The 25,353-nt window shown below is 70.6% G+C and carries 22 protein-coding genes; 1 reads left to right on the top strand and 21 read right to left on the bottom strand.

Translation table 11 applies throughout. From position 1 onward, the window contains the following. Positions 1 to 178: 178 nt before the first annotated feature. The 18 genes from fmt to efp all read right to left on the bottom strand — a co-directional run bounded on the left by fmt (position 179) and on the right by efp (position 20,557). A complete protein-coding gene (fmt, locus tag NQ706_RS04125) occupies positions 179 to 1,114 on the bottom strand; it encodes a methionyl-tRNA formyltransferase (RefSeq protein WP_038568491.1) in 936 nt (311 codons plus the stop codon). 75 nt (positions 1,115 to 1,189) lie between these two features. Then, the gene (locus tag NQ706_RS04130) at positions 1,190 to 2,035 is read right to left on the bottom strand and encodes an HAD family phosphatase (RefSeq protein WP_235181922.1); all 846 of its coding nucleotides are present in this window, start codon (positions 2,033 to 2,035) and stop codon (positions 1,190 to 1,192) included. Positions 2,036 to 2,070: 35 nt separating this feature from the next. Further along, positions 2,071 to 4,503, bottom strand: coding sequence for a hypothetical protein (locus tag NQ706_RS04135; protein WP_051805922.1), 2,433 nt, complete (start codon positions 4,501 to 4,503; stop codon positions 2,071 to 2,073). 112 nt (positions 4,504 to 4,615) lie between these two features. After that, complete coding sequence (gene metK, locus NQ706_RS04140) at positions 4,616 to 5,833, bottom strand: methionine adenosyltransferase (protein WP_038568493.1); 1,218 nt, start codon at positions 5,831 to 5,833, stop codon at positions 4,616 to 4,618. A 58-nt stretch (positions 5,834 to 5,891) separates the two neighbouring features. After that, complete coding sequence (locus NQ706_RS04145; RefSeq protein ID WP_038568494.1) at positions 5,892 to 7,205, bottom strand: phosphopantothenate--cysteine ligase family flavoprotein; 1,314 nt, start codon at positions 7,203 to 7,205, stop codon at positions 5,892 to 5,894. Between the two features lie 13 nt (positions 7,206 to 7,218). Continuing rightward, positions 7,219 to 7,482, bottom strand: a complete 264-nt coding sequence (rpoZ, locus tag NQ706_RS04150) for a DNA-directed RNA polymerase subunit omega (RefSeq protein ID WP_006943764.1) — start codon at positions 7,480 to 7,482, stop codon at positions 7,219 to 7,221. 76 nt (positions 7,483 to 7,558) lie between these two features. Then, the gene (gmk, locus tag NQ706_RS04155) at positions 7,559 to 8,125 is read right to left on the bottom strand and encodes a guanylate kinase (RefSeq protein ID WP_038568496.1); all 567 of its coding nucleotides are present in this window, start codon (positions 8,123 to 8,125) and stop codon (positions 7,559 to 7,561) included. A gap of 182 nt (positions 8,126 to 8,307) precedes the next feature. Next, positions 8,308 to 9,192, bottom strand: a complete 885-nt coding sequence (gene pyrF / locus NQ706_RS04160; RefSeq protein WP_038568498.1) for an orotidine-5'-phosphate decarboxylase — start codon at positions 9,190 to 9,192, stop codon at positions 8,308 to 8,310. 227 nt (positions 9,193 to 9,419) lie between these two features. Further along, complete coding sequence (locus tag NQ706_RS04165) at positions 9,420 to 10,358, bottom strand: dihydroorotate dehydrogenase (RefSeq protein WP_051805924.1); 939 nt, start codon at positions 10,356 to 10,358, stop codon at positions 9,420 to 9,422. Continuing rightward, positions 10,355 to 11,212: a hypothetical protein gene (locus tag NQ706_RS04170; RefSeq protein WP_235181923.1), complete on the bottom strand. Its 858-nt coding sequence runs from the start codon at positions 11,210 to 11,212 to the stop codon at positions 10,355 to 10,357. Before NQ706_RS04170 ends, NQ706_RS04165 begins: the two co-directional genes overlap by 4 nt. A gap of 65 nt (positions 11,213 to 11,277) precedes the next feature. Further along, positions 11,278 to 14,586, bottom strand: a complete 3,309-nt coding sequence (gene carB, locus NQ706_RS04175; RefSeq protein WP_404360443.1) for a carbamoyl-phosphate synthase large subunit — start codon at positions 14,584 to 14,586, stop codon at positions 11,278 to 11,280. Beyond that, positions 14,586 to 15,785, bottom strand: coding sequence for a glutamine-hydrolyzing carbamoyl-phosphate synthase small subunit (gene carA, locus NQ706_RS04180; RefSeq protein ID WP_038568504.1), 1,200 nt, complete (start codon positions 15,783 to 15,785; stop codon positions 14,586 to 14,588). The genes carB and carA overlap by 1 nt, the downstream gene beginning before the upstream one ends. After that, positions 15,782 to 17,086 carry a dihydroorotase gene (locus tag NQ706_RS04185; protein ID WP_038568505.1) on the bottom strand — a complete coding sequence of 435 codons (1,305 nt, stop codon included), beginning with the start codon at positions 17,084 to 17,086 and terminating at the stop codon, positions 15,782 to 15,784. Before NQ706_RS04185 ends, carA begins: the two co-directional genes overlap by 4 nt. Then, entirely contained in the window at positions 17,083 to 18,024 is a 942-nt protein-coding gene (locus NQ706_RS04190; protein ID WP_038568507.1) for an aspartate carbamoyltransferase catalytic subunit, read from the bottom strand. Before NQ706_RS04190 ends, NQ706_RS04185 begins: the two co-directional genes overlap by 4 nt. Further along, entirely contained in the window at positions 18,021 to 18,647 is a 627-nt protein-coding gene (gene pyrR, locus NQ706_RS04195) for a bifunctional pyr operon transcriptional regulator/uracil phosphoribosyltransferase PyrR (RefSeq protein ID WP_006943833.1), read from the bottom strand. The genes NQ706_RS04190 and pyrR overlap by 4 nt, the downstream gene beginning before the upstream one ends. 172 nt (positions 18,648 to 18,819) lie before the next feature. Continuing rightward, entirely contained in the window at positions 18,820 to 19,476 is a 657-nt protein-coding gene (locus NQ706_RS04200; RefSeq protein ID WP_038568509.1) for an adenylate kinase, read from the bottom strand. A 100-nt stretch (positions 19,477 to 19,576) separates the two neighbouring features. Further along, entirely contained in the window at positions 19,577 to 19,993 is a 417-nt protein-coding gene (gene nusB / locus NQ706_RS04205; RefSeq protein ID WP_038568511.1) for a transcription antitermination factor NusB, read from the bottom strand. A gap of 3 nt (positions 19,994 to 19,996) precedes the next feature. After that, on the bottom strand, positions 19,997 to 20,557 hold the full coding sequence (gene efp / locus NQ706_RS04210; protein WP_006943829.1) for an elongation factor P: 561 nt from the start codon (positions 20,555 to 20,557) through the stop codon (positions 19,997 to 19,999). 224 nt (positions 20,558 to 20,781) lie between these two features. Between efp and NQ706_RS04215 the strand changes: the two genes are divergently transcribed. Then, entirely contained in the window at positions 20,782 to 22,374 is a 1,593-nt protein-coding gene (locus NQ706_RS04215; protein ID WP_038568512.1) for an FMN-binding glutamate synthase family protein, read from the top strand. A gap of 10 nt (positions 22,375 to 22,384) precedes the next feature. On the opposite strand, the gene aroB is transcribed toward NQ706_RS04215, so the two are convergent. The 3 genes from aroB to aroC are packed head-to-tail and all read right to left on the bottom strand — an operon-like array spanning position 22,385 to position 25,352. Continuing rightward, on the bottom strand, positions 22,385 to 23,449 hold the full coding sequence (aroB, locus tag NQ706_RS04220; RefSeq protein WP_038568514.1) for a 3-dehydroquinate synthase: 1,065 nt from the start codon (positions 23,447 to 23,449) through the stop codon (positions 22,385 to 22,387). Further along, positions 23,446 to 24,129 (bottom strand): shikimate kinase, encoded by a 684-nt coding sequence (locus tag NQ706_RS04225; protein WP_051805926.1) that lies wholly within the window; start codon positions 24,127 to 24,129, stop codon positions 23,446 to 23,448. Before NQ706_RS04225 ends, aroB begins: the two co-directional genes overlap by 4 nt. Further along, positions 24,126 to 25,352 (bottom strand): chorismate synthase, encoded by a 1,227-nt coding sequence (aroC, locus tag NQ706_RS04230; RefSeq protein WP_038571022.1) that lies wholly within the window; start codon positions 25,350 to 25,352, stop codon positions 24,126 to 24,128. Before aroC ends, NQ706_RS04225 begins: the two co-directional genes overlap by 4 nt. Position 25,353 lies beyond the last annotated feature (1 nt).

Raw genomic sequence — 25,353 nt, forward strand, 5'->3', positions numbered from 1 at the left:
CGCATCCGAACGCTGACGGCCCCGCGCGTCACGGCGATCGTCGCGTGGAGGTTGTTCTCCACGACCGGCGCTCCGCTGCGCGCCTCGGCCGTCGCGCCCGGGGCCGCCCGTACGTCGTTCGTCACGGCCGCTCTGTCCGCCACTCTGGCGGCTGGAGCCGCTGCCGCCGCGTCGTTCGTCACTCACCGAAGCTCTCGCCTTCGTTCAAACGCAGCCCGCGGGCCCAGTCGGCGGCACGCATGACCTTCTTGCCGTGCGGCTGCACCTCGAGCAGTTCGACGACGCCGCCGAGCGCGCCGGCGAACACCTGCTTCTTCGTGGCGTGCAGCTCGCCGGGTGTCAGCGGCGGGCACCCGTCGGCGTCGGCGAGGCGGCTGCGCAGCAGCTTGACGCGCTCACCACGCAGCATCGCCCACCCCCCGGGCGCCGGAGACGCGCCGCGGATACGGCGGTCGACGGCGAACGCGGGCACCGAGAAGTCGAGACGCACGTCGTCGACCTGGATCTTGGGCGCGAGCGAGACACCGTCGCGAGGTTGCGGAATCGGCGTCACGTCACCGTTCGCGAGGGCGTCGAGCGTCGACACGAGCAGGGACGCACCACCTTCGGCGAGGCGTGTCAGCAGGTCGCCGGAGGTGTCGGTGGGGTCGATCGCCTCCGTCATCGTGCCGAAGACGGGCCCGGTGTCGAGCCCCTCCTCGAGCAGGAACGTCGAGGCGCCCGTCACGTCGTCACCGGACATGAGGGCGTGCTGCACGGGTGCGGCGCCACGCCAGGCGGGCAGCAGCGAGAAGTGCAGGTTGATCCAGCCGTGCCGCGGAATCGCGAGCACCGACGGCGGGATGAGCCCGCCGTACGCGACGATCGGCGCGGCGTCGGGCTCGAGTTCGCGCAGCCGCGCGACGAAGTCGTCGTCGGACGGTTTCGTCGGCGTCAGCACCTCGAGGCCTGCCTCGAGCGCGAGCTCGTGCACCGGCGACGGCGACGTCTTGCGCCCGCGCCCCTGACGCGCCTCGGGGCGCGTCACGACGGCGACGACCTCGTGGGCCGAATCGAGCAGGGCCCGCAACGACGGCAGAGCCGCCTCCGGGGTTCCGGCGAAAACTACGCGCATCGGCTGGTGGGCCCTTCGTCGGTTCGAGCGGGCGGCTCGCGCAGCTCCGCAGGGGGTGAGTCGTGAGGAATCAGTCTAGTGGTGAGCCGCGCCGGCCCCGGCGGTGCCGTCGGGTGTCTCGGACACGCCGGCACTCGTCTGGCGCGGGCCGGCTGACGGCTCCAACGGCAGCCCGCGCAGGCGCAGATCGTCGCGCAGGGTGTCGGGATCGGTGAACAGGATCGCGTCGAGGCCGGCTTGCTCGGCCCCCATGACGTTGGCGGCTGAGTCGTCGATGAAGACGGCGTCGCTCAACCCCCCGCGGTGGCGTGTCACCTCTTCGAGGATCTCCCAGATCTCCGGGTCGGGCTTCGTCACGCCCTCCTCGCCGGAGACGATGATCTCCTCGAACAGGTCGAGGACGTCGCCGTGCAGCGAACGGGCGACCTCGAACAGCTCGGCGCTGAAGTTGGTCAGCGCGAACAGTGGTACACCCGCCTCAGCGAGTTCGCGCACGATGGCGACGCTGCCCGCGATCGGCTCGGCGATGGCGAGGTGGAAGTTGTCGATGTAGGCCTGCGCCGCGGCTGTGTGGTGCGGGTGTTGCTCGTCGATCTCGGCGACGATCTCGCGCCACGCGCGCCCGCCGTCAGCGGCGAGGTTGTGTGCGAAGAAGTCGAGTTCGGGGTCGGTGAGCAGCGCTGTCGCCGCGTCCTCGCCGACGGCGTCGAGCAGTGCCGCGCGCGGCTCCCAGCGCACGAGCACGTTGCCGATGTCGAACACGACCATGTCGACCGGGCTCGGCTGCGGCGCGTCACCCAGGTCGGCGAGGCTCGCGAGGTCGCCGGCGTCGGGGCCGTCGAGGTCGTCGAGGTCGATCGCCCGGGCGCGGCGGCCGGCACTCGAGGTGAGGCCGCTCGTGAGGTCAGGTCCAGACATCATGGCGCCACCGTAGCGGGCGGAGCGGCTCGGGCTCGTCATGCCAGGCCGTCCAGGAGCGGGTCGAGGCGCACCGTGATGACGGGTTCGCGCGCGGCTGAGCGTGACGCGGTGAGGGCGCGCAGCAGCGCCGGGACGTCTGCATCGGTCGGGTCGTTCCACCGCGCGAGGAAGCGCACGAGCGACTCGTCGTCGTCCGACGACGTGGCCTGACGCTGGGGCGTCGCCCGGTCGAACACGTGCCGGCGCCGCAGCGGCAGCGGGCCGAGTACGTCGACGCTGACGTCGTGCTCGCGCGCCGCCTTCTCGAGCGCTTCGGCGTACCGAGCGGCCGCGCGTCGCGGGCCCTCGAGCGCTGCCATCCGCGTGGCGGGTGGCAGCATCACCTCGGCGCGCTCGGCGAGTTCACGCGCCGCGAACCACCGCGGCGCCCAACGCACGAGCGCCTCGACGGCGGGAAACGGCACGTGCCGGGGCACGCCCGCAAGGTAGACGACGCCGCCCGTCGACGCCGGGCGCACGAGGCCCGCCGCGGCGCACCAGTGCGTGAGGGCACGCTGACCGGCGTCGAGCCCGCCCCGGTCGAGCAGGGCCCATGCGTCGAGCAGGATCGCGGCGCTGTACCCGTTCTCGGCGACGGGTTCAGCACCGGGGGTGCAGATGACGAGCGCGGGCTCGTCGGGCACGCTCGCGAGCACGTCCGGCGCCCCGGAGCGCCGCACCGGCACCCCGGGAAACGCACGGCCCAGTTCTTCGGCGGTGCGTCCGGCCCCGATCGTCAGCGACCGGATCTCGTGGCTGCCGCACTCGGGGCAGGTCAGCACGTGCGCGACGTGGCCGCACCACCGGCAGGTCGGGGCGCTGTGCTCGCCGTCGAGCCCGAGCGGCCCGTGGCACACGTCGCAGGTCGACTTCGTGCGGCACCGGGCGCACGCGATCGTCGGGATGTACCCGCGGCGCGGCACCTGGACGAGCACCGGCCCGTCCTGCAACGCGCGGGTCGCGCCCTGCCATGCCTCGGCGGGGATGCGCGCGCGGGCTGCGGCGCCGTGACGCTCGACGCTGCGGTCGTCGCCCGTGACGACGACGCGCGCGCTCGTGCGTTCGACGGGGTCGACGGGGACACTGACGCCGGCCTCGACCTGGGCCTGCACCCGCACCGACGGCACGGCGCCCGCGCTCAACAGGGCGGCCGGGGCGAGGTCGGCGCGAGTCTCGAGCACGGCTCCGACGTGCGGATACGGCGCGTGCGGGTCGACGTGAAGGGTGTCGGCGTCGTCCCACCACACGACGAGGCCGAGGTCGGGCACCGGAGCGAACATCGCCGCGCGCGTTCCGACGACGACATCGGCGAGGCCGCGCAGCGCCTTGAGAAACGCGGTGTAGCGGGCCTGCGGACCCATGTCCGCCGTGAGGGTGACGACTTGATCCTCGCCCAACCGGGCCGAACACGCCGCGGCGACGCGATCGACATCCCGCCCGTCGGGCACGACGACGACGGTGCAGCGCCCAGAATCGCGCACCGCTGCCGCGGCGTCCGCGACGGCGGCAGGCCAGGCATCCGGGCCGAACAGCCCGGGCGCGACATCCCAGGAACCACGCGGGTTCTCCCCCGCGGCAAGATGCGTGAGCAGGCTCAATCCCCCGGCGTAGTGACGCCACGCGCTGAGCGGCGCCGGCGCACTGGCCGCCACCGCGCCGCTCGTCGCATGACTCGTCGAGGCCATATCATCGCCCGGTGCAGGCCCGTCGGCCGCAACCGCGCCGCTGGACGTCGCGCTCGTCGAGGCATGCCCGCCGCACGACGCGAGCGCCTCGCCAGGAGCAGCCTCGTTATCAGCGACAGCCGCACCATCATGGGCAGCAGCGCCGCCCGTGACAGCCGAAGCCTCGTCGTCACGCTCAGCCGGCACAGCCGAAGCGGCGTCAGGACCAGCGTTCCCGGCCTCAGCCACCTCGGGCATCGATCGACCCGCCGCCGACGCATTCGCCATCCGCTCGTCGAGTGCCTTCTCGGCGCGTGCGTGCCGCGGTGGGATCGCGAGGCGCAGGACGTCGGAGACGGTACCGCCCATGCGAGCGGCAACGGCGTGCGCCACCTGCCAGATGTGCTCGGTGAGCACGGCCTCGGGCGACACGACGGCGAGCAGCGGGCTCAGCGTGCCGGTGAACTCGGGGGTCTCGCGCACGCCGACGACGTACCCGGTGATGCGCTTGCCGTGGAAACGCACCTTGACGGCGACGCCGAAGCGCACGTCGTCGGCCAGTTCGGCGGGGATGCGGTACTCGAACTCGCGATCGAGGTGCGGCACCTCGAGCATCGGCCAGACCACGGCGACCCGTTCGCTCCCGCCGTCGCCCGTAGCAGCCTTCGCGCTGCCGGCATCGTCCCCGCGTGCCTTGGCGCGCGCGGCGTCGCGCAGCAGCGCGAGTTGTTCGCTGCTCGCGGCGTGCACGTCGTCGCTCGTCATGACCTCATCTCTACACGAGTGCTCCGACAACCCCGGCATCCCGGGAGTTTCGGGGCCTGAACGCAACCGTGCCGCGGCCCGATCGAGCGGGTCGCGGCACGGATCACGCCTCTCAGCCGGCCGCGCGCTGCAGCTCTTCGATGCGGTTCGTCTGCTCCCACGTGAAGGGGTTCTCGACGCCGTCGGCGCTCGTGCGACCGAAGTGGCCGTACGCGGCCGTCGGCTGGTAGATGGGGCGCAGCAGGTCGAGCGCGTCGACGATAGCGGCCGGACGCAGGTCGAACGTGTCCGCGATGGCCTTCTGGATGACGTCGAGCGGCTTCGTCTCCGTGCCGAAGCACTCGACGTAGAGGCCGACGGGCTGCGCCTTGCCGATGGCGTACGCGACCTGCACCTCGCAGCGCTTCGCGAGGCCCGCAGCGACGACGTTCTTCGCCACCCAGCGCATCGCGTACGCAGCCGAACGGTCGACCTTCGACGGGTCCTTCCCGGAGAAGGCGCCGCCGCCATGGCGGGCCATGCCGCCGTAGGTGTCGACGATGATCTTGCGGCCGGTGAGGCCCGCGTCGCCCATCGGGCCACCGATGACGAACTTGCCGGTCGGGTTGATGAGCTGACGCATCTCGTTCGTGTCGAGTGTGACGCCGCTCGCCGCGAGCTCCGCGATGATGGGCTCGATGACGTGACGCGTGATGTCGGGCGCGAGCTGGCCGTCCAGGTCGATGCCGGCGTCGTGCTGCGTCGACAGCACGAGCGTGTCGAGCGCGACGGCCTTGTCACCGTCGTAGGAGATCGTCACCTGCGTCTTGCCGTCGGGGCGCAGGTAGTCGAGGTCGCCGTTCTTGCGGACGCTCGTCAGGCGCTCGGAGAGGCGGTGCGCGAGGTGGATCGGCAGCGGCATGAACTCGGGCGTGTCGTCGCACGCGTAGCCGAACATGAGGCCCTGGTCGCCCGCGCCCTGGCTGTCGAGGGGGTCCTCGCCGCCGCCGACGCGGTGCTCGTGAGCGCTGTCCACGCCCTGCGCGATGTCCTCGGACTGAGCGCCGATCGAGACGGAGATGCCGCAGCTGTGGCCGTCGAAACCCTTTTCGGACGAGTCGTAGCCGACGTTCGTGATCACCTTGCGCACGAGCTTCGCGACGTCCGTGTACCCCTCGGTGCGCACCTCGCCGGCGACGTGGACGAGACCCGTCGTCACCATCGTCTCGACGGCCACACGGGCCTGCGGGTCCTGACGCAGCATGTCGTCGAGAATCGCGTCACTGATCTGGTCGCAGATCTTGTCGGGGTGGCCCTCGGTGACGGATTCGGACGTGAAGAGACGAGACAACGGAATGACTCCTTAGGGCAGCGGCTGCTGGCTGGGTGCGACGCACCCATCGTTGATGTTACTGAGAGGGGACGAGGTCGGCGACGAGATCGAGCAGCGCCGCCGCGATGTGAGACTTGGGCGCCGGGCCGACCGTGACGACGTCATCACTGCCGCGGCGCAGTAGGTGAGCCGTCGACGAATCCTGACCGAACGTCACGCCGTCACCCACCTCGTTCGCGACGAGGACGTCGCAGCCCTTGCGGGCCAGTTTCGCGCGGGCGTGGTGGAGAACATCGCCGTCAGCGTCACCCGTCTCGGCCGCGAAGCCGACGATGACACGGCTCGACACGTTCGTCGACGGGGCTGTCGGCTGAAGCTCTGCATCACGCTGACGCACCGCCTCGGCGAGGATGTCCGGGTTGCGTACGAGGGTGATGACGGGCGCCGAGTCGTCGCCGTGGATCTTCTTGATCTTGGCGTCCGCGACGTGGTCGGGACGGAAGTCGGCGACCGCGGCCGCCATGACGAGGACGTCGGGCGTCGCCGCGAGCACCGCGTCACGCATCTGAAGGGCGCTCTCCACGCTGACGACGCGGACGCGCTGCGCGAGGTCGGCCGGGGGCTGCATCGTCGTGACGAACGTGACGTCGGCGCCGCGATCGGCGGCCGCCGCCGCGATGGCGAAACCCATCTTGCCGCTGCTGCGGTTGCCGAGGTAACGCACCGGGTCGATGGCCTCGCGCGTGCCGCCGGCGGTGACGAGCACGGTCCGGCCGGCCAGAGCGCCTGACGGGGTGACGGCGTCCTCCTCGCGCCCGGTGGTCTCGCCCAAGCCACCCGCGGTGGCGCCGCCACGTCGCTCTCCGCTCGCCGCAGCCGCGAGGGCCGCGTCACGGATGACGTCGGGGTCGGGCAGGCGCCCGGCGCCGGTGTCGGCGCCCGTCAGCCGCCCGGACGCGGGCTCGACGATCGTCGCGCCACGCGAGCGCAGCGTCGCGACGTTCGCCTGCGTCGCGGGGTGCAGCCACATCTCGGTGTGCATCGCCGGCGCCATGACGACGGGGCAGCGCGCCGTCAGCAGGGTGGTGGTGAGCAGGTCGTTCGCCATGCCGGCCGCGGCCTTGGCGAGGACGTCGGCCGTCGCGGGGGCGACGACGACGAGGTCGGCGTTCTGCCCGAGCCGGACGTGCGGAACCTGCGCGACGTTCTCGAACACGCCTGTCTGCACGGGCTTGCCGGAGAGTGCCTCCCACGTCGGGGCGCCGACGAACTCGAGCGCTGACGCGGTGGGCACGACCGTCACGTCGTGGCCGGCTTCTGTGAAAAGACGAAGGAGCAACGCCGCCTTGTAGGCAGCGATGCCCCCTGTCACACCGAGAACGATGCGCATGTGCGAGATCGACTCAGGCTTCGAGCTTCTCGATGGAGAGCAGGCCCTCGTTCATCTCGCGCAGCGCGATGGAGAGCGGCTTGTCCTGCGGCTGGGCGTCGACGAGCGGGCCGACGTTGTCGAGCAGGCCGTCGGCGAGCTGGCTGTAGTAGCCGTTGATCTGACGGGCGCGCTTGCTCGCGTACGTGACGAGGGCGTACTTGCTGTCCGCGATCTCGAGCAGGTCGTCGATGGGCGGGTTGGTGATGCCGATGGGCTCGGCCTTCGTGCCGGACATGTGTCCCTCTTCTCCTCGGGGCGCGTGGCCGCCGTCGCTGCGCGTGATGCGCGGCGCGCGGGCAGGCGAACGTGCCTCAGTGTTCAGGTGTTCTCATCAATGATACGAGTTCTTCGGAGGCACGCCGAACATCGTCGTTGACGATGACGTGGTCGAACTCGCTCTGCGCCGCGAGTTCGACCTTCGCGGTCTCGAGGCGGCGCTCACGCTCTTCGGGGGTTTCGGTGCCGCGGCCGACGAGTCGGCGAACGAGTTCGTCCCAGCTCGGCGGCGCGAGGAAGACGAAGAACGCATCGGGGGCGTTCTGCTTGACCTGACGCGCGCCCTGCAGGTCGATCTCGAGCAGCGGGAGGCGGCCGTCGGCGATGGCCTGCTCCACGGGCGCCTTCGGCGTGCCGTACGACGCCCGACCGTGGACGATGGCGTGCTCGAGGAAACCACCGTTCGCGGCCATCTCGGCGAACTCGTCGTCCGTCATGAAGTAGTAGTGGACACCGTCCACCTCACCCGGACGTGGCGGGCGCGTCGTCGCTGACACCGACAGCCACACCTCGGGATAGTGCTCGCGGATGTACGCGGCCACCGTCCCCTTGCCGACAGCCGTCGGCCCGGCCAGAACGACCAGTCGTGCACTCACCGCCATGCCCTTTCGTCAACGCCCGCCCCGATCAGCGGTTCGCTCATCCTTTCACATGGGTGCGCGCACCACACGAGCGTCATCTCAGGTCGCACCGACGCCGCCGATCTGCCAATCGGTGCGGTTCTGCACCGTCTGGGGAGCGCCGGCACAAGTCGGCCCGGGCGCCTCGCGATGCCTGTCTCCGCTCAGCGGAGGCCGGCCACCGACTCACGCGTGCGCTCGACGGCGGCGACGAGCCCGTTGACGGAGGGGCCAGCCTTGAGGACGTCGCGTGACGTCGTCGGGATGACGCGTGAGATGGACTCGCCGAACACCGATCGCATCGACTCGACGGTGCCGCCCTGTGCGCCGAAACCGGGCGCGAGGATCGGCGCGTTCGAGGCAGCGAGAGCGCCACCCAGACCGAGGTCATCGAGGGCCGAACCGATCGTCGCGCCCATGACGAACCCGATGTGGCCCCACTCCCCTCGCGCTGCCGCGTCGGCGTTGTCGCGCGTCGCGGCGGCGACGATGTCGCCCGCCACGGTGCCGCCCGGCGTGACGGCGTGCTGCACGCCCGCACCCTCCGGGTTCGACGTCAGCGCAAGCACGAACACGCCGCGCCCGGTGTCACGCGCGAGATCGAGCGCCGGCCGCAGCGACTCGTATCCGAGGTACGGGCTCACGGTGATGGCATCCGCGGGTTCCGGCGCATCCTTGCCGAGGAACGCCTCGCCGTACGCCGTCATCGTCGTGCCGATGTCGCCGCGCTTCACGTCGAGGATGACGAGCGTTCCCGCCGCGCGCAGCTCAGCGGTCACACGCTCCAGCAGCGCCACCCCCCGCGCGCCGAACACCTCGAAGAAGGCGGACTGCGGTTTCACCGATGCGACCCGCCCACCGAACGCCTCGACGCACGTCAGCGCGAACCGCTCGACACCGGAGTAGGAGTAGTCGAGCCCCCACGACTCGACGAGCGAGCGGTGCGGGTCGATGCCGACGCACGCCGGCCCGAAGCGCGCCTGCGTCGCCGCGAGCCGAGCGCCGAAGCCGGCGCTGTCACGTGCAGCGGGTTCAGCAGATGTGGTCATGGGAACCTCCGTGAAGATGAAACATGAACAGGAAAGGACTTCGGCCCTGGCTGCCTCGCGGACGAGCCCGGCCGCCGTGGGCCGTTCGAGGATGAGGCCCAGCGCGCCTGGATGACATGGTTGCCGGCGTCACGCACGAGCCGAACCGCCGTCGATCGCACACGCGGTATGCGCGCGCTTCCATGGGGTGGCGGTCGCCCTCGTCCACGACCACACGGCGCGTCACGTCACGCATGCGCCGCCCCGACGAGTCCGGCGACGGTGAGATCGCGCTCGGCGAGGAAACCGGCAAGCCCGTCCCGCAGCGTCACCCCGGCCCGCGGATCGCGGAACAGCGCCGAGCCCACCTGGACGGCCGAAGCCCCTGCCGCGAGCGCCTGGACGGCGGCGTCGACGCTCGCGATGCCGCCCCCGGCGATGATGGGCGCCGTCGGCAACCGACCAGCCACCATGGCGGCCTTCACCTCGAACACGCCACCGACCGTCAGCGGCAGCAACGCCGGCCCGGCCATCGCAGCACGGGTGCCCGCGCGCGGGCGCAGCGTCGTCACGTCGATGCTGGAGGCGACCGGAGCGTGCCCGAGCACGAGTGCGTCAGCACCCGACTTGAAGCAGGCGCGCGACAACTCGACGAGGTCGGTACCGAGCGTCAGCTTCGCCGCCAGCATGACGTTGCGCGGCAGGTGCTCCCGCACGCGCGCGATCACCTTCGTCACCGCGTATTCGTCGCCGGCGAACGCTCGCCCGTTGTTCGCCTCGTTGGCGACCGAGAGATTGACCTCGACGCCGAGCACCCCACGCAGCGCCGTCCGTCGCCGTACGGCCGCGGCCGCGTCGGCGAAGTCGCCGCTCGTCGCACCCGCGATGGAGACGATGACGGGTGTCGGCGCCGTCACCTCCCACGGCAGACGCGTCGCGCTGAGCGAGTTCGCGCCGACGTTGGGCGTGTCGTGCGGGTGCACGATCCCTGACGGCGATTCGACGATGACGCGTTCGCGTGACGCGTCCTGCACCTCCAGCGTCAGCGACGGCGTGACGAGCGCACCGAACGCGCCGAGCCCACCCCAGCGCACGAGTTCGTGCCCGTACCCCGCACACCCAGAAGCCGCGATGAAGGGTGAGTCGAGCTTGTTCAACCCCAGCGTCGTCGAGAGTGCCCCGCTCATGCCGAGACCTCGAGCAACTGCGCCCACGCCATCCGATCGGCGGGCAGGACGGGCCCTTCGGTGCAGCAACGCACGGGCGCCACCTCACCGGCCGCGTTCGCGACGGGCAGCGCGCACGCCCGGCACAGCCCGGTTCCACAGGGCATGGGCACGCCGAACGCGGCCTGCACGGGAACCGAATGCCGTTGCGCCGCAGCGGTGATCGCGGCCAAGGACGTCACGTCGCCGCTCGCATACACGAGGGCCGTCTCGTGCTGACTCAGCGTCGCATCCAGCGCCACCTGCACGCGGTACGCGAGGTCCTCCCCCGCGCCCGCGTCGGGCAGCACCGTCGTGACGCTGCCGACGAGCCGTCGCGCCTCGATGACGCCGAGCAGCCGACGCTCGTCCTCACCGCCGATGACGACGCGCGGCACCTGACAGCCCGCGCGGCGCAGCGTCTCGACGAGCCACCCCGTCGACGCCGCGCCCGCCCCGACCGCCGCCACGACGACGGGCACCGGGTTCGTCGGAATCGGGAAGCCTCGTCCGAGCGGGCCGAGGATGCTCACCTCGTCGTGCAGGCGCCGCGCAGCCAGCCACGCCGAACCGGCGTCCGCATCGGGGTCGACGACGACCTCGACGGTGCCGCCGTACGTGCCGCTCGGCGTCACCGAGCGAAGCGGCAGGGCACGGCGCGTCACGATGGCGGAGGCGTCGTCTCCGACGGCGAGCGAGACGAGCTGCCCCGGTCGCGCGAGTTCGGCGATGCCCGCCGCGACGAACGTGTGCGCGACGAACGCGCCGACACGTCGCGTCGAGATGAGTTCACCGGTGACGGCGACGACGTCCTTGGGCTCTCGGGAGCCACTCACGGCACCCTCGTCACCCGAGGTCGTCGCAGCCGTCACCGGCGTCGATCCGGCGATGTCGACCTGCCTCAGCGCGTGCCGTACATGTCGAGGTCGCGTGCGTGCTCCTGCAGCGACTTCACCGCGTACGAGCCGTGCATGCTGGCCTCGATGGCCTGCACGGCGGCCGCGAGCTCCTGCACCGTCGTGAGGATCGGCGCGTTCATCGACGTCCCTGCCGCGCGGATCGCGTAGCCGTCAGCGCGTGCATCCGACCCGGACGGCGTGTTGACGATCATCGCGACCTCGCCGTCGAGGATCTGCGACACGATCGTCTTCTCCCCGTCCGGCCCGGGGCCTTCGGAGTGCTTGCGCACCACGGTCGAGGCGATTCCGTTGCGGCGCAGCACATCCGACGTCCCGGGCGTCGCGAGGATCTCGAAGCCGAGGTCGACGAGACGCTTGATCGGGAACAGCATCGCGCGCTTGTCGCGGTTCGCGCACGAGACGAACACGGTGCCTGACGTCGGCAGCCCCTGCCCTGCGCCGAGCTGCGCCTTGGCGAACGACGTGGCGAAGTCGGCGTCGATGCCCATGACCTCACCCGTGGAGCGCATCTCCGGCCCGAGCAGCGAGTCGACGACCTGCCCCTCGGCGGTGCGGAAGCGCTGGAAGGGCAGCACGGCCTCCTTGACCGCGACGGGCGCGTCCATCGGCAGCTTGGCGCCGTCACCGCTCGGCGGTAGCAGTCCTTCGGTGCGCAGGTCGGCGATCGAGGCGCCGAGCATGACGCGCGCCGCGGCCTTCGCGAGCGGCACGGACGTCGCCTTCGCGACGAACGGGACGGTGCGCGAGGCGCGCGGGTTGGCCTCGAGGACGTAGAGCACGTCTTGCGCGAGCGCGAACTGCACGTTCATCAGGCCGCGCACGCCGATGCCCTGCGCGAGCGCCAGCGTCGAGGCGCGCACGCGCTCGAGCTCTTCGGTGCCGAGGGTCGCGGGCGGCAGGACGCACGCGGAGTCACCGGAGTGGATGCCGGCCTCCTCGACGTGCTCCATGATGCCGCCGAGGTACATGTCCTCGCCGTCGAAGAGCGCGTCGACGTCGATCTCGATCGCCTCGTCGAGGAAGCGGTCCACGAGCACGGGGTGCTCCGGCGACGCCGTCGTCGCGCGCGTGACGTAGCCGCGCAGCGTCTCGTCGTCGTAGACGATCTCCATGCCGCGCCCGCCGAGCACGTAGCTCGGGCGCACGAGCACGGGGTAGCCGATCTCGCGGGCGACCTCGATGGCCTCCTCGGCCGAGAAGGCGATGCCGTGACGCGGCGCGGGCAGCTTCGCCTCGGCGAGCACGCGCCCGAACGCGCCGCGGTCCTCCGCCAGGTCGATGGCCTCCGGCGAGGTGCCGACGATCGGCACCCCCTCGTCCTTGAGCGCCTTCGCGAGCCCGAGCGGCGTCTGACCGCCGAGCTGGACGATGACGCCCGCGATCGGGCCGGCCTCGCTCTCGGCGTGGACGACCTCGAGCACGTCCTCGAGCGTCAGCGGCTCGAAGTACAGGCGCGAGCTCGTGTCGTAGTCCGTCGAGACGGTCTCGGGGTTGCAGTTGACCATGATCGTGTCGTACCCGGCGTCACGCAGCGCGAACGAGGCGTGCACGCACGAGTAGTCGAACTCGATGCCCTGACCGATGCGGTTCGGGCCCGATCCGAGGATGATGACGGCCGGCTTCTCGCGCGGCAGCACCTCGCTCTCCTCGTCGTAGGAGGAGTAGTAGTACGGCGTCTGGGCAGCGAACTCGGCGGCGCACGTGTCGACCGTCTTGTAGACCGGGCGCACGCCGAGGGCATGACGCACGCCGCGCACGACGTCCTGCTTCATGCCCGTCAGCTGCGCGATCTGGGAGTCGGAGAAACCGTGCTTCTTCGCCAGGCGCAGCAGGTCGGGCGTCAGCTGGGGCGCCGCCGCGATCTCGGACGCGACGTCGTTGATGAGCTGCATCTGGTCGAGGAACCACGGGTCGATCTTCGTCGCCTCGTGCACCTCCTCGACGCTGAGGCCCGCGCGCAGCGCCTGCTGCACGAGGACGATGCGTCCGTCCGTCGGCTGCTTGGAGCGCTCGAGGATCTCGAGTGCCTCGTCGCGGCTCGTCACCTCGCTCGCCGGATCCCAGTGGAACTGGCCGTCGCTGCGTTCGATCGAGCGCAGCGCCTTCTGCAGCGCCTCGGTGAAGTTGCGGCCCAGCGCCATCGCCTCGCCGACGGACTTCATCGTCGTCGTCAGCGTGCGGTCGGCGGCGGGGAACTTCTCGAACGCGAAGCGCGGCACCTTGACGACGATGTAGTCGAGCGTCGGCTCGAAGCTCGCCGGGGTCTCGGCGGTGATGTCGTTCGGCACCTCGTCGAGCGAGTAACCGATGGCCATCTTCGCGGCGATCTTCGCGATCGGGAAGCCGGTCGCCTTCGACGCGAGCGCCGAGGAACGCGACACGCGCGGGTTCATCTCGATGACGATCATGCGCCCGTCGGCCGGGTTGATGGCGAACTGGATGTTGCAGCCACCGGTGTCGACGCCGACCTCGCGGATGACGGCGATGCCGACGTCGCGCATGCGCTGGTACTCGCGGTCGGTGAGCGTCAGAGCGGGCGCCACGGTGATCGAGTCACCGGTGTGCACGCCCATCGGGTCGAAGTTCTCGATCGAGCAGACGACGACGACGTTGTCGGCGTGGTCGCGCATGACCTCGAGCTCGTACTCCTTCCACCCGAGGATCGACTCCTCGAGCAGCACCTCGGTCACGGGGCTCGCCTGCAGGCCCGCGCCGGCCATGCGGCGCAGATCGGTCTCGTCGTAGGCGAAGCCGGAACCGAGGCCGCCCATCGTGAACGACGGGCGCACGACGACGGGGTAGCCGAGGTCGTCGGCGGCGGCGAGCACCTCGTCCATCGTGTGGCAGATGTGGCTCTTGGCCGATTCGGCGCCGCAGCGCTCGACGACGCCCTTGAACTTCTCACGGTCCTCGCCGAGCTCGATCGCCTCGACGTTGGCGCCGATGAGCGGGCAGCCGTACTTTTCGAGGACGCCGTTCTTGTGCAGCGCGATCGCGGTGTTGAGCGCGGTCTGACCACCGAGGGTCGCGAGCACCGCGTCCGGGCGGTCCTTGGCGATGATCGATTCCACGATCTCCGGCGTGATCGGCTCGACGTACGTGACGTCGGCCGTCTCCGGGTCGGTCATGATCGTCGCAGGGTTCGAGTTGACGAGGATGACGCGCAGGCCCTCCTCGCGCAGGACGCGGCAGGCCTGCGTCCCCGAGTAGTCGAACTCGGCGGCCTGACCGATGACGATCGGGCCGGAGCCGATGACGAGGACGCTCTTGATGTCGGTGTTCTTGGGCATCAGGCGTTCACCTTCTGGTTGTCGCTCATCATCTCGACGAAGCGGTCGAACAGGTACGCCGCGTCGTGCGGGCCCGCCGCGGCTTCGGGGTGGTACTGGACGGAGAACGCCGGGATGTCGAGGCAACGCAGGCCTTCGACGACGTCGTCGTTGAGGCACACGTGCGAGACCTCGACGCGCCCGAAGCTCGTGCCGTGTTCGGCGTCGCTGGGCGCCTGCGTCGATCCCTCGATCGGGGCGTCGACGGCGAAGCCGTGGTTCTGCGCGGTGATCTCGACGGTGCCGCTCGCCTTGTCGAGCACCGGCACATTGATGCCGCGGTGGCCGTACTTCAGCTTGTACGTGCCGAACCCGAGCGCGCGCCCGAGCAGCTGGTTGCCGAAGCAGATGCCGAAGTACGGGATGCCGGCCGCGAGCACGTCGCGCAGCAGCTCGACCTGCGGCGCCGTCGCCGGGTCGCCGGGGCCGTTCGAGAAGAACACGCCGTCGGGGTTGATCGCCGTGATGTCGTCGAGCGCCACCGTCGCCGGCAGCACGTGCACCTCGATGCCCCGCTCGCTCATCATCCGCGGCGTGTTCGACTTGATACCGAGGTCGACGGCCGCGACGGTGAACTTCTTCTCACCCTTCGCCTCGACGACGTATGCCTCCTTCGTCGCGACCTCGGATGCGAGCTCGGAGCCCTCCATCTGCGGGGCGTTCTTCACCGCGTCGAGCAGGTCGGCGTCGCTGTTCGCGGCGTCCGCACCCGAGAACACACCGACGCGCATCGCGCCGCGCTCGCGCAGGTGGCGCGTCAGGGCGCGTGTGTCGATGTCGCAGATACCGACGATGCCCTGCTCGGCGAGGTCGTCCTCGAGGGTGCGCACCGAGCGCCAGTTCGACGGGCGGAGGGCGGGGTCGCGCACGACGTAGCCGGCCACCCAGATCTTGCCCGACTCGTAGTCCTCGTCGTTCATGCCCGTGTTGCCGACGTGCGGGGCCGTCATGACGACGACCTGCTTGTGGTAGCTCGGGTCCGTCAGCGTCTCCTGGTAGCCGGACATGCCGGTCGAGAACACGGCCTCACCGAACGTCGTGCCGATCGCGCCGTAGCTGCGGCCGCGGAAGATGCGGCCGTCCTCGAGGACGAGGCAGGCCGGTTCGCGCGAGACGAACGCACTGGCGCGCTTCGTCGTGGCGGGGGTGGTGTCGTTCACTGCTGAACCTCTCCGTCGTGGAAGGTGCGACGTCCGCGCAGGTACGTCGAGACCACAGCGCCCTCGAGCGTGCGGCCGTGCCAGGGGTTGTTGCGGGAAAGCGACTTCGAGTCGTCCTTGTTCACCGTGACGGTGACGGACGGGTCGAAGAGCGTGATGTTGGCGGGTGCGCCGGCGACGAGGCCCTGGCCGTGCGAGCCCAGCCGGGCGATCGCGGCGGGCTTCGTCGACATCGCATCGGCGACCTGCTGCCACGTCATGCGGCCCGTGGCGACCATCGTCGTGTGGACGACGGCGAGCGCCTGCTCGAGGCCGAGCATGCCGAACACGGCGTCCGCGAACGCGTGCTCCTTGTCGTGGCGCGCGTGCGGCGCGTGGTCGGTCGCGACGATGTCGATCGTGCCGTCGGCGAGCGCCTCGCGCACGGCCTCGATGTCCTCGCTCGGGCGTAGCGGCGGGTTGACCTTGTAGACCGGGTCGTAGCTCTCGACGAGGTCCGTCGGCAGCATGAGGTGGTGTGGGGTGGCCTCCGCGGTCACGGCGATGCCGAGCGACTTCGCCCAGCGCAGCACCTCGACGGTGCCCGCCGTCGACGCGTGCGCGACGTGGACGCGGCTGCCGGTGTGGCGCGCGAGCATGACGTCACGCGCGACGATGACCTCCTCCGCGACGCCGGGCCAACCGGGCAGACCGAGACGTCCGGAGATCTCACCCTCGTGGCAGCAGGCCTGGCCGTCCGCGAGGTTCGGGTCCTGCGCATGCTGGCTGACGACGCCGTCGAACGCCTTGACGTACTCGAGCGCGCGACGCATGAGGCGGCTGTCGTGCACGCACTTGCCGTCGTCGGAGAAGACCCGGACGGCGGCGCGCGAGCGGGCCATGAGGCCGAGCTCGGCGAGTTCCTCGCCGGCGAGGTTCTTCGTCACGGCGCCGATGGGGTGGACGTCGACGAGCCCGACGCGCTCCCCGAGTTCGGCGATGCGCTCCGCGGCCTCGGCGGTGTCCGTCACGGGGTTCGTGTTGGCCATCGCGAAGACGGACGTGAAGCCGCCGGCTGCGGCAGCCGCCGAACCCGTCGCGATCGTCTCGGCGTCCTCGCGGCCCGGTTCGCGCAGGTGGGTGTGCAGGTCGACGAGGCCGGGCAGCGCGACGAGTCCGTCGGCGTCGACGCGCGTCGCGCCGGCGGCGTCGAGGTTCGTACCGATCTCGGCGATGGCGCCGTCACGCACGAGGATGTCGGCCGCGCCGGTGCCGACGACGTCGGCGCCGGTGATGAGAACGGGGCCTGCGTGGTCGCTCATGCCTGAGCTCCTTCCGTCGAGTTCGAGGCGAGCAGGTGGTACAGGACGCTCATGCGCACGGCGACGCCGGCGCTCACCTGGTCGAGCACCTTCGAGCGTGCTTCGTCGGCGGCGTCGGGGCTGATCTCGAGGCCGCGGTTCATCGGGCCCGGGTGGCAGATGACGGCATGCTGCGGCAGCAGCGCGAGGCGGCCGCGCGTCAGGCCATACCCGACGGTGTACTCGCGCGGCGTCGGGAAGTAGCCGCCGGACATGCGTTCGCGCTGCACGCGCAGCATCATGACGGCGTCGACGTGCGGCAGCACCGCGTCGAGGTCGTAGCTGACGTCGAAGCCGTCGCGCGCAGCCCAGGCGGCGATGCCGGACGGCATGAGCGTCGGCGGCGCGACGAGCGTGACGTGCGCGCCGAGGGTCTTGAGCAGGATGAGGTTGGAGCGCACGACGCGACTGTGCGTGAGGTCACCGACGATCGCGACGTGCTTGCCCTCGAGCGTGCCGAGCTGCGCCTGCATCGTGTAGGCGTCGAGCAGCGCCTGCGTCGGGTGCTCGTGGGTGCCGTCGCCGGCGTTGACCACCATGCAGTCGACCCACTGGCTCACCTGCAGCGGCGCCCCGCTGCGGTTGTGGCGCATGACGAGGCCGTCGACGCCCATGGCCGCGACCGTCATCACGGTGTCGCGTAGCGACTCGCCCTTGCTGACGCTCGAGCCCTTCGCACTGACGTTGATGACGTCCGCAGACAGCCATTTCCCGGCGATCTCGAAGGAGCTGCGGGTGCGCGTCGAGTCCTCGAAGAACAGGTTGACGACGGTGCGTCCGCGCAGCGCGGGCAGTTTCTTGACCTCGCGGTTCTGCACGTCGTGCATGGCGGCGGCCGTCTCGAGGATCATCTCGGCGTCGTCGTGGGTGAGGTCGGCGGCCGACAGCAGGTGCTTCACGACGCGTCCTTTCGCTGCTGCGGCGCGGCGGGGCCGCTGATGCGCACCTCGTCGCTGCCGTCGGTCTCGGCGACGCGCACGCGCACGTGCTCGCTCGTCGCCGTCGGCAAGTTCTTGCCGACGTGGTCAGCGCGGATCGGCAGTTCGCGGTGGCCGCGGTCGACGAGGACGGCGAGGCGGACGGCCTTGGGGCGCCCGAGGTCGCCGAGCGCATCGAGGGCGGCGCGCACGGTGCGTCCGGAGAAGAGCACGTCGTCGACGAGGACGACGGTTCGCCCGTCGATGCCGGCTGCGGGGATGTCGCTCTGATGCGCCACGCGGGCGGGGTTGGCACGCAGGTCGTCGCGGTACATCGTGACGTCGAGCGTGCCGACGGGGATGTCGATGCCTTCGACGTCCTTGAGCGCGTCGGCCAAGCGGCGGGCGAGGTGCGCGCCACGCGTCGGGATGCCAAGCAGGACGAGATCGTCCGCGCCCTTGTTGCGCTCGAGGATCTCGTGAGAGATGCGGCGCAGAGCGCGACCGATCTCGGGGGCCGACAGGACCACGCGGCCGTCGTCGGGAGTGGTTCGTGATGTCGAGACGTCCCCGTCACCGGGTACGCCGAGAGCGTCGCGCGTCATGCGCAGGCCTCCTTCGCCGCCTCACAGGACGGATCGTTAAAGGATGATTCCGCTGCCCACCTTATCGCGCCTCGCCGGCCACGCCTGACCGCGTCGTCCTGTTGGGACCCCGGCACTCGGCCTGGTGACCTGCTCTTGGCAGTCTCCGAGGTCGGACACCGTGAACGAGCGTTCAGAACTCGACGAAGCGCGCCGCGTCGTCACGGGCCGGGACGGGCAGGTCATCGATGCCGCCGTGCCGCAGCGCTGCTTCTCGCGACGCGGCCCCGATGTTGTCTTGCTCCAGCGACTGGACGAGCCGGTCGAACTCGCGCGGATGCGTCAGCCGCAGCACGGGCACCCCCTCCGGCGTAGCCTCCCAACGGCGCATGCGCTCGCGTTTGCGCGCGAACGATGAGAAGTGCCACCGCACGATTGAGTTGCGCGAGAACAGCTGTCGCACGTTCTCCGTGTTCCCGTTGCACACGGGCGTGCGAGTGGTGAGGCGATGGACGCAGCGGCGCACGAGGCGGGAGAGGGTGAGGGCACGCGAGTAGTCGAGCGCGATGACGACCCGCGCCCGCTCGAGCATGACGTCCCTCCAGGCGCCGTACGCCGAATCGACGACCCAGCCCTCTGCGCTCGCCATCTGGTGCGCCAGAGCCCGCTGCTCGTCCTGCGGACGCTCGACCCAGCAGGGCAGCCACCCGACCTCGTCGTCGACGAGGTGGACGGGCAGCCCCAGGGCAGCGCCGAGCCGCGCCGCCGCCGTCGACTTGCCCGATCCCGTGACGCCGTACAACAGCACTCGCTGCGCGCGTTCGACATCGGAGAGGGAGGCGACGGGCATGATCCGAGCGTATCGGGGCACTCAGGCCCACGCGAGCGACATGACACGACCCACCCGCGCGAACGGGTGGGTCGTGTCATGTGAGTGGTGGACGGGGCCGTCAGTCGACGATGCTCGACTTCACTTCGGACAGCTTGGTCAGCAGACCACCGATGAACTGCGGCGAGTTGTCGGTCGACAGCTCCGTCGCGAGGTTCTTGGCCTCGGAGACGGCGACGCCGTCGGGCACGTCGTCGACGTAGAGCACCTCGTAGGCCGCGACGCGCAGCAGGGCGCGGTCGACGGCGGGCATGCGATCGAGCGTCCAATCGCGTGCGTACGTCTCGAGCGCTTCGTTGATCGTGCGCCAGTGGTCGACGACGCCGCGCACGAGCACCGCGGTGTACTCCGGCAACGGAGCCGGCGTCACGGGCGCGAGGACGCGCTCGTCGAGCAGGTCCTTCGCGTTGATCTCACGCTGCTCGGCTTCGAACAACAGGTCGAGGGCGCGCTTGCGCGCCTTGGTGCGAGCACCCATCGATCAGGAGACGCGGCCGAGGTAGGAGCCGTCGCGCGTGTCGACCTTGACCTTCGTGCCCTGCTCGAGGAACAGCGGCACCTGGATCTCGGCGCCCGTCTCGAGCGTCGCGGGCTTCGTGCCACCGGTGGAGCGGTCGCCCTGCAGGCCCGGCTCGGTGTGCGTGATCTCCAGGACGACGGACGCAGGCAGCTCGACGTAGAGGACGGTGCCGTCGTTCTGCGCGACGATCGCCTCTTGGTTCTCGAGCAGGAAGTTCGCGGCGTCACCGACGGCGGTGGCCGGGATGTTGATCTGGTCGTACGTCTTCGTGTCCATGAACACGTAGTCGTCGCCGTCCTTGTAGAGGTACTGCATGTCGGAACGGTCGACGTTGGCCGTCTCGACCTTGACGCCTGCGTTGAACGTCTTGTCGACGATCTTGCCGCTCATGACGTTCTTGAGCTTCGTGCGGACGAAGGCCGGGCCCTTGCCGGGCTTGACGTGCTGGAACTCGACGACGGACCACAGCCCGTTGTCGATCTTGAGAACCATGCCGTTCTTGAGGTCGTTCGTGCTCGCCATGGAGATCCGCCTTCGTTCATCGGGCAGCGCCAGGGCTCGTCGGCCCCGTGAACGCGCACCCGGGTGATGCCGCTGCGGACGGTGATCCGCGCGGCCGGTCAACAATCGCCCGCGCAGGCGCACGGGCATCAGCATCTAGTCTATCGTGTGAGCGCACCTCCCCCGATCGACGTTCCACACCTGCGCGTGATGCATTTCACGTCGAGCCTCGCCATACTGGGCGCATGAAGTGGACTCGCCTCGTAGCCGCCCTGCCCGCACTCGGCACGGCCGGTGTAGCCGCCTACGACCTCACGCAGAAGAACCACTCGCTGCTGCGCAACTTCCCCGTCCTCGGCCACGCGCGCTACGCGATCGAGCTGATCGGCCCGGAGATGCGGCAGTACATCGTCGCCGGCAACGACGAGGAGCGCCCGTTCAGCCGCGACCAGCGCGCCTGGATCTACCGCTCGGCCAAGGGCGTCAACAACTACGTCGGCTTCGGCACCGACAACGACCTCGAGTGCAACGAGGGCTACCCGATCGTCAAGCACCGCACGTTCGCGCAGTCGCATGCCGCGGAGACCGACGACCACGCCATCCCCTGTGCGAAGGTGCTCGGCGGCGCCCGCGGACGCGCCAAGGCGTTCCGTCCGCGCTCGGTCGTCAACGTCTCCGCGATGAGCTTCGGCTCGCTCTCCGGCGCGGCGATCATCGCGCTCAACAAGGGCGTCGCCCTCGCCGGGGCGATGCACAACACCGGCGAGGGCGGGTTGTCCACCTATCACCGAAGCGGCGGCGACCTCATCCTGCAGATCGGCACCGGCTACTTCGGCTGCCGCGACGAAGACGGCCACTTCGACCTCGACAAGCTCGTCACCGTCGTCGAGTCGGCGCCCGTCAGGGCCATCGAGATCAAGCTCTCCCAAGGCGCCAAACCGGGCCTCGGCGGCGTCCTGCCCGGCGCGAAGGTGACGAAGGAGATCGCCGACATCCGCGGCGTCCCGCAGGGCGAGACCGTCGTCTCGCCGTCACGGCACACCGCGTTCCACGACATCGACTCGATGCTCGACCTCGTCGAGACGATCGCCGAGCGCACAGGCCTGCCCGTGGGCATCAAGTCGGCCGTCGGCGAGATGGGTTTCTGGCAGCAGCTGACGGCAGCGATGTCGAGCGTCGACGGCCCGCGCCGCGGAGTCGACTTCGTGACGATCGACGGCGGCGAGGGTGGCACGGGTGCGGCGCCCGTCGTGTTCTCCGACTCGGTCGCGCTCCCCTGGGCCGTCGGTTTCTCGCGCGTCTACGCCCTGTTTGCGGAGGCCGGCCTCACCGACGACGTCGTGTTCATCGCCTCCGGCAAGCTCGGCCTGCCGATCACGGCGGCGCAGGCGTTCGCGATGGGGGCCGACATGATCAACGTCGCGCGCGAGGCGATGCTGTCGATCGGCTGCCTGCAGACGCAGAAGTGCCACGAGGACACCTGCCCGACGGGCGTCGCGACGCAGAACGCGTGGCTCGCGCACGGCCTCGACCCCGAGCTCAAGAAGGTTCGCCTCGCGAACTACCTCGTCGCGCTGCGCAAAGACCTGCTGAAGATCAGTGACGCCGTCGGCGTCGCGCACCCCGGTCTGCTGACGCCCGACGACGTCGAACTGCTCGACGGGATGCGCAAGGGCACAGGCCTCGCCGACGTCTTCGGCTACCAGCCCGACTGGGGGCGCCTCGGCGACGAACTGGCGCGCGAGATCACCGACATCATGGTCGCCGGCGACTTCGAGAACGCCGGCACCGCCGCCGGTGACCGCGAGACGGCGAAGAAGGAGCAGCCGACGCGCTGACCAGGGCGTCTCAGCCAGTCACCGCCTCGAAGGCTGCGCGCAGCTGCTCGCGCGTCGGACCTTCGAGGCGGTGGACGTCACCGATGCCGTGCAGGACGACGAAGCGCAGCGTCGTGCCGCGCGTCTTCTTGTCACGCCCCATGACGGTGAGCATCTCGTCGAAGTCACCGCCCGCGTACGTCGTCGGCAGCCCGAGCGAGGTGATGACGGCGCGCTGCCGCTCCACATCGTTGCGCCCGAGCACGCCTGCCGCGAAGGCCAGTTCGGCGGCGAACACGCAGCCGACGGCGACGGCGTCACCGTGTCGCCAGGTGTAGTTCTCGAGCTGCTCGATGGCGTGCGCGAACGTGTGGCCGTAGTTGAGGATCTCGCGCAGGTTCGATTCCTTGAGGTCGGCCGCCACGACCGAGGCCTTGACGCTGATGGCCCGCTCGACGAGTTCGACGAGCTGCGGGCTCGTCACGTCGAGGCACGCAGCCGGGTCGGCCTCGACGAGTTCGAGGATCCGCTCGTCGCGGATGAAACCGCACTTGACGACCTCCGCGAGCCCGGCCGCGACGTCGCGTTCGGGCAGCGTCCGCACCGTGGCGAGGTCGGCGAACACGGCGAGCGGCTCGTGGAACGCGCCGACGAGGTTCTTGCCCTCGGCGATGTTGATGCCGGTCTTGCCGCCGACCGCCGCGTCGACCATCGCGAGCACCGTCGTCGGCACCTGGATGACGCCCACGCCGCGCAGCCACGACGCGGCAACCCAGCCGGCGAGGTCGGTCACCGCTCCCCCGCCGACGCCGACGACGACGTCGGTGCGCGTGAAGCCGGCTCGCGCCATGACGCCCCACAGGCGCGCGCTCACCTCGATCGTCTTGGCAGCCTCGCCGTCGGGCACGACCTCGCGCACGACGTCGATGCCGCGGCCACGCAGCGCTTCTTCGACGCGGTCGGCAATCGCCGTCACCGCCGCCTGCTCGACGATCAGTGCCCGCGCCACCCCGGCCGGGACGGCGCCCGCGAGGTCTTGCAGCACCCCCTCGCCGATGTGCACGGCATACGCGGTTCCCACACTGATGATGCTCATGGCGTCTCTCCTTCGTCGCGGCGCGTCCGGCCGCCTCGTGTGGCCCCGAGGATGCGTCGTCGCGCGATCGTCGCTGCCACCGAAGACGGCAACGGGCGCTTTCCACCGGTCAAGACGGGTGTCTCGTGCTCGGCCGCGACGAGCGCCTCGATGATGCGCGTGGCCGAGGCACCCGTCGTCCCGCGCGAGGTGTCGACGGTGACCGTCGCGACCTCTTCGTACAGCCGTCGGCGTTCGGCGAAGATGCGCCGCCACGTGTCGATGCCACCGTTCGCGAGGATCGGGCGCGTCACGTCGCCGCGGATGCGGTAGCCGGCGTTGCGTTCGTCGACGGTCAGGTAGACGACGGTGTGCTCGCGCAGCGCCGCCCGCGTCGAGTCGTCGAGCACCGCCCCGCCACCGAGCGCGAGGACTCCGTCGAACGTGCCGAGCTGCTCGGTGATGACGTCGCGCTCGACCTCGCGGAACGCGGCCTCGCCGTGCGTCGCGAAGTAGTCACTGATCGAGCAGCCGAGGCGTTCGACGATGAGCGCGTCGCTGTCGCGCAGTTCGACGCCCCAGCGCGCCGCGAGGGAGCGCCCGACGGACGACTTGCCGGACGCCATCGGCCCGACGAGCACGGCGCGGGGACGCGGGTGGTGGCGCTCGGCGTCAGCCGCAGGCGTCGGTGGCGCGCTCACTCCCACGTCGTGAGCAGATCGGGGATGTTGGCGAGGTAGCTCTCGAGGTTGCGCCGCGTCTCGGCGACCGAGTCTCCACCGAACTTCTCGACGCACGCCTCGGCGAGTACGAGCGCGACCATCGCCTCCGCGACGACGCCAGCCGCCGGAACGGCGCAGACGTCGGAACGCTGGTGGATCGCCGTCGCGGCCTCACCCGTCGCGACGTCGACGGTCGCGAGCGCCCGCGGCACCGTCGAGATGGGCTTCATCGCGGCGCGCACCCGCAGCACGTCACCGGTCGACATGCCGCCCTCGGTGCCACCGGCACGGTTCGACTGGCGACGGATGACGCCGTCGTCACCGCGCACCATCTCGTCGTGAGCAGCCGAACCGCGGCGCGCGGCCGTCGTGAACCCGTCACCGATCTCGACACCCTTGATCGCCTGGATGCCCATCATCGCGGCGGCGAGGCGCGCGTCGAGGCGGCGGTCCCAGTGTACGTGCGAGCCGAGGCCCGGGGGCAGACCGTAGGCGCAGACCTCGACGACGCCGCCGAGCGTGTCGCCCGCCTTCTTCGCCGCGTCGATCTCGGCGACCATGCGCGCCGAGCCGTCGGCGTCGAGGGTGCGCACGGGGTCGGCGTCGAGGGCCGCGACGTCGTCGGGGTGCGGCAGCGGTGAGTCGTCGGCGACGGCGGCCGTCCCGACGGCGACGGTGTGCGAGACGAGCCGGATGCCGTAGGCCTGCTCGAGGAAGCGCGCGGCGACCTCACCGAGGGCGACGCGCGCCGCGGTCTCGCGCGCGGAGGCGCGTTCGAGGACGGGGCGGGCGTCGGCGAAGCCGTACTTCTGCATGCCGACGAGGTCGGCGTGGCCGGGGCGCGGGCGCGTCAACGGCTTGTTGCGCGCGATCTCCTTCTCGGCGTTGACGTCGTTCGACGCCTCGTACGCGGATGCCTCGACCGGATCGGACGACATGACGGTCTCCCATTTCGGCCATTCGCTGTTGCCGATCTGCAGCGCGAGCGGCGAACCGAGCGTCACGCCGTGACGCAGGCCGCCGACGAACGTCACGACGTCCTGCTCGAACTTCATGCGGGCGCCGCGCCCGTAGCCGAGGCGACGGCGCGCGAGAGCGTCGGAGATGTTCTGCGACGTCACCTCGACGCCGGCGGGCAGCCCCTCGATGACGCCCATGAGGGCCGGGCCGTGCGATTCACCTGCGGTCAACCAACGAAGCATG

The organism is Dermacoccus sp. BD5, assembly GCF_044878485.1.
GTDB lineage: Bacteria > Actinomycetota > Actinomycetes > Actinomycetales > Dermatophilaceae > Dermacoccus > Dermacoccus nishinomiyaensis.

What these genes read in the sequence shown, in the direction of transcription:
- pyrF (WP_038568498.1), bottom strand. Translation starts at nt 9,192, where the DNA reads ATGACCACATCTGCTGAACCCGCTGCACGTGACAGCGCCGGCTTCGGC.
- aroB (WP_038568514.1), bottom strand. Translation starts at nt 23,449, where the DNA reads ATGAGCATCATCAGTGTGGGAACCGCGTATGCCGTGCACATCGGCGAG.
- rpoZ (WP_006943764.1), bottom strand. Translation starts at nt 7,482, where the DNA reads ATGTCCGGCACGAAGGCCGAGCCCATCGGCATCACCAACCCGCCCATC.
- NQ706_RS04215 (WP_038568512.1), top strand. Translation starts at nt 20,782, where the DNA reads ATGAAGTGGACTCGCCTCGTAGCCGCCCTGCCCGCACTCGGCACGGCC.
- pyrR (WP_006943833.1), bottom strand. Translation starts at nt 18,647, where the DNA reads ATGACGCGCGACGCTCTCGGCGTACCCGGTGACGGGGACGTCTCGACA.
- NQ706_RS04165 (WP_051805924.1), bottom strand. Translation starts at nt 10,358, where the DNA reads ATGAGCGGGGCACTCTCGACGACGCTGGGGTTGAACAAGCTCGACTCA.
- nusB (WP_038568511.1), bottom strand. Translation starts at nt 19,993, where the DNA reads ATGGGTGCTCGCACCAAGGCGCGCAAGCGCGCCCTCGACCTGTTGTTC.
- efp (WP_006943829.1), bottom strand. Translation starts at nt 20,557, where the DNA reads ATGGCGAGCACGAACGACCTCAAGAACGGCATGGTTCTCAAGATCGAC.
- NQ706_RS04145 (WP_038568494.1), bottom strand. Translation starts at nt 7,205, where the DNA reads ATGCGCATCGTTCTCGGTGTGACAGGGGGCATCGCTGCCTACAAGGCG.
- gmk (WP_038568496.1), bottom strand. Translation starts at nt 8,125, where the DNA reads ATGGCGGTGAGTGCACGACTGGTCGTTCTGGCCGGGCCGACGGCTGTC.
- NQ706_RS04130 (WP_235181922.1), bottom strand. Translation starts at nt 2,035, where the DNA reads ATGATGTCTGGACCTGACCTCACGAGCGGCCTCACCTCGAGTGCCGGC.
- carB (WP_404360443.1), bottom strand. Translation starts at nt 14,586, where the DNA reads ATGCCCAAGAACACCGACATCAAGAGCGTCCTCGTCATCGGCTCCGGC.
- NQ706_RS04135 (WP_051805922.1), bottom strand. Translation starts at nt 4,503, where the DNA reads ATGACGAGCGACGACGTGCACGCCGCGAGCAGCGAACAACTCGCGCTG.
- fmt (WP_038568491.1), bottom strand. Translation starts at nt 1,114, where the DNA reads ATGCGCGTAGTTTTCGCCGGAACCCCGGAGGCGGCTCTGCCGTCGTTG.
- aroC (WP_038571022.1), bottom strand. Translation starts at nt 25,352, where the DNA reads ATGCTTCGTTGGTTGACCGCAGGTGAATCGCACGGCCCGGCCCTCATG.
- NQ706_RS04185 (WP_038568505.1), bottom strand. Translation starts at nt 17,086, where the DNA reads ATGAGCGACCACGCAGGCCCCGTTCTCATCACCGGCGCCGACGTCGTC.
- NQ706_RS04200 (WP_038568509.1), bottom strand. Translation starts at nt 19,476, where the DNA reads ATGCCCGTCGCCTCCCTCTCCGATGTCGAACGCGCGCAGCGAGTGCTG.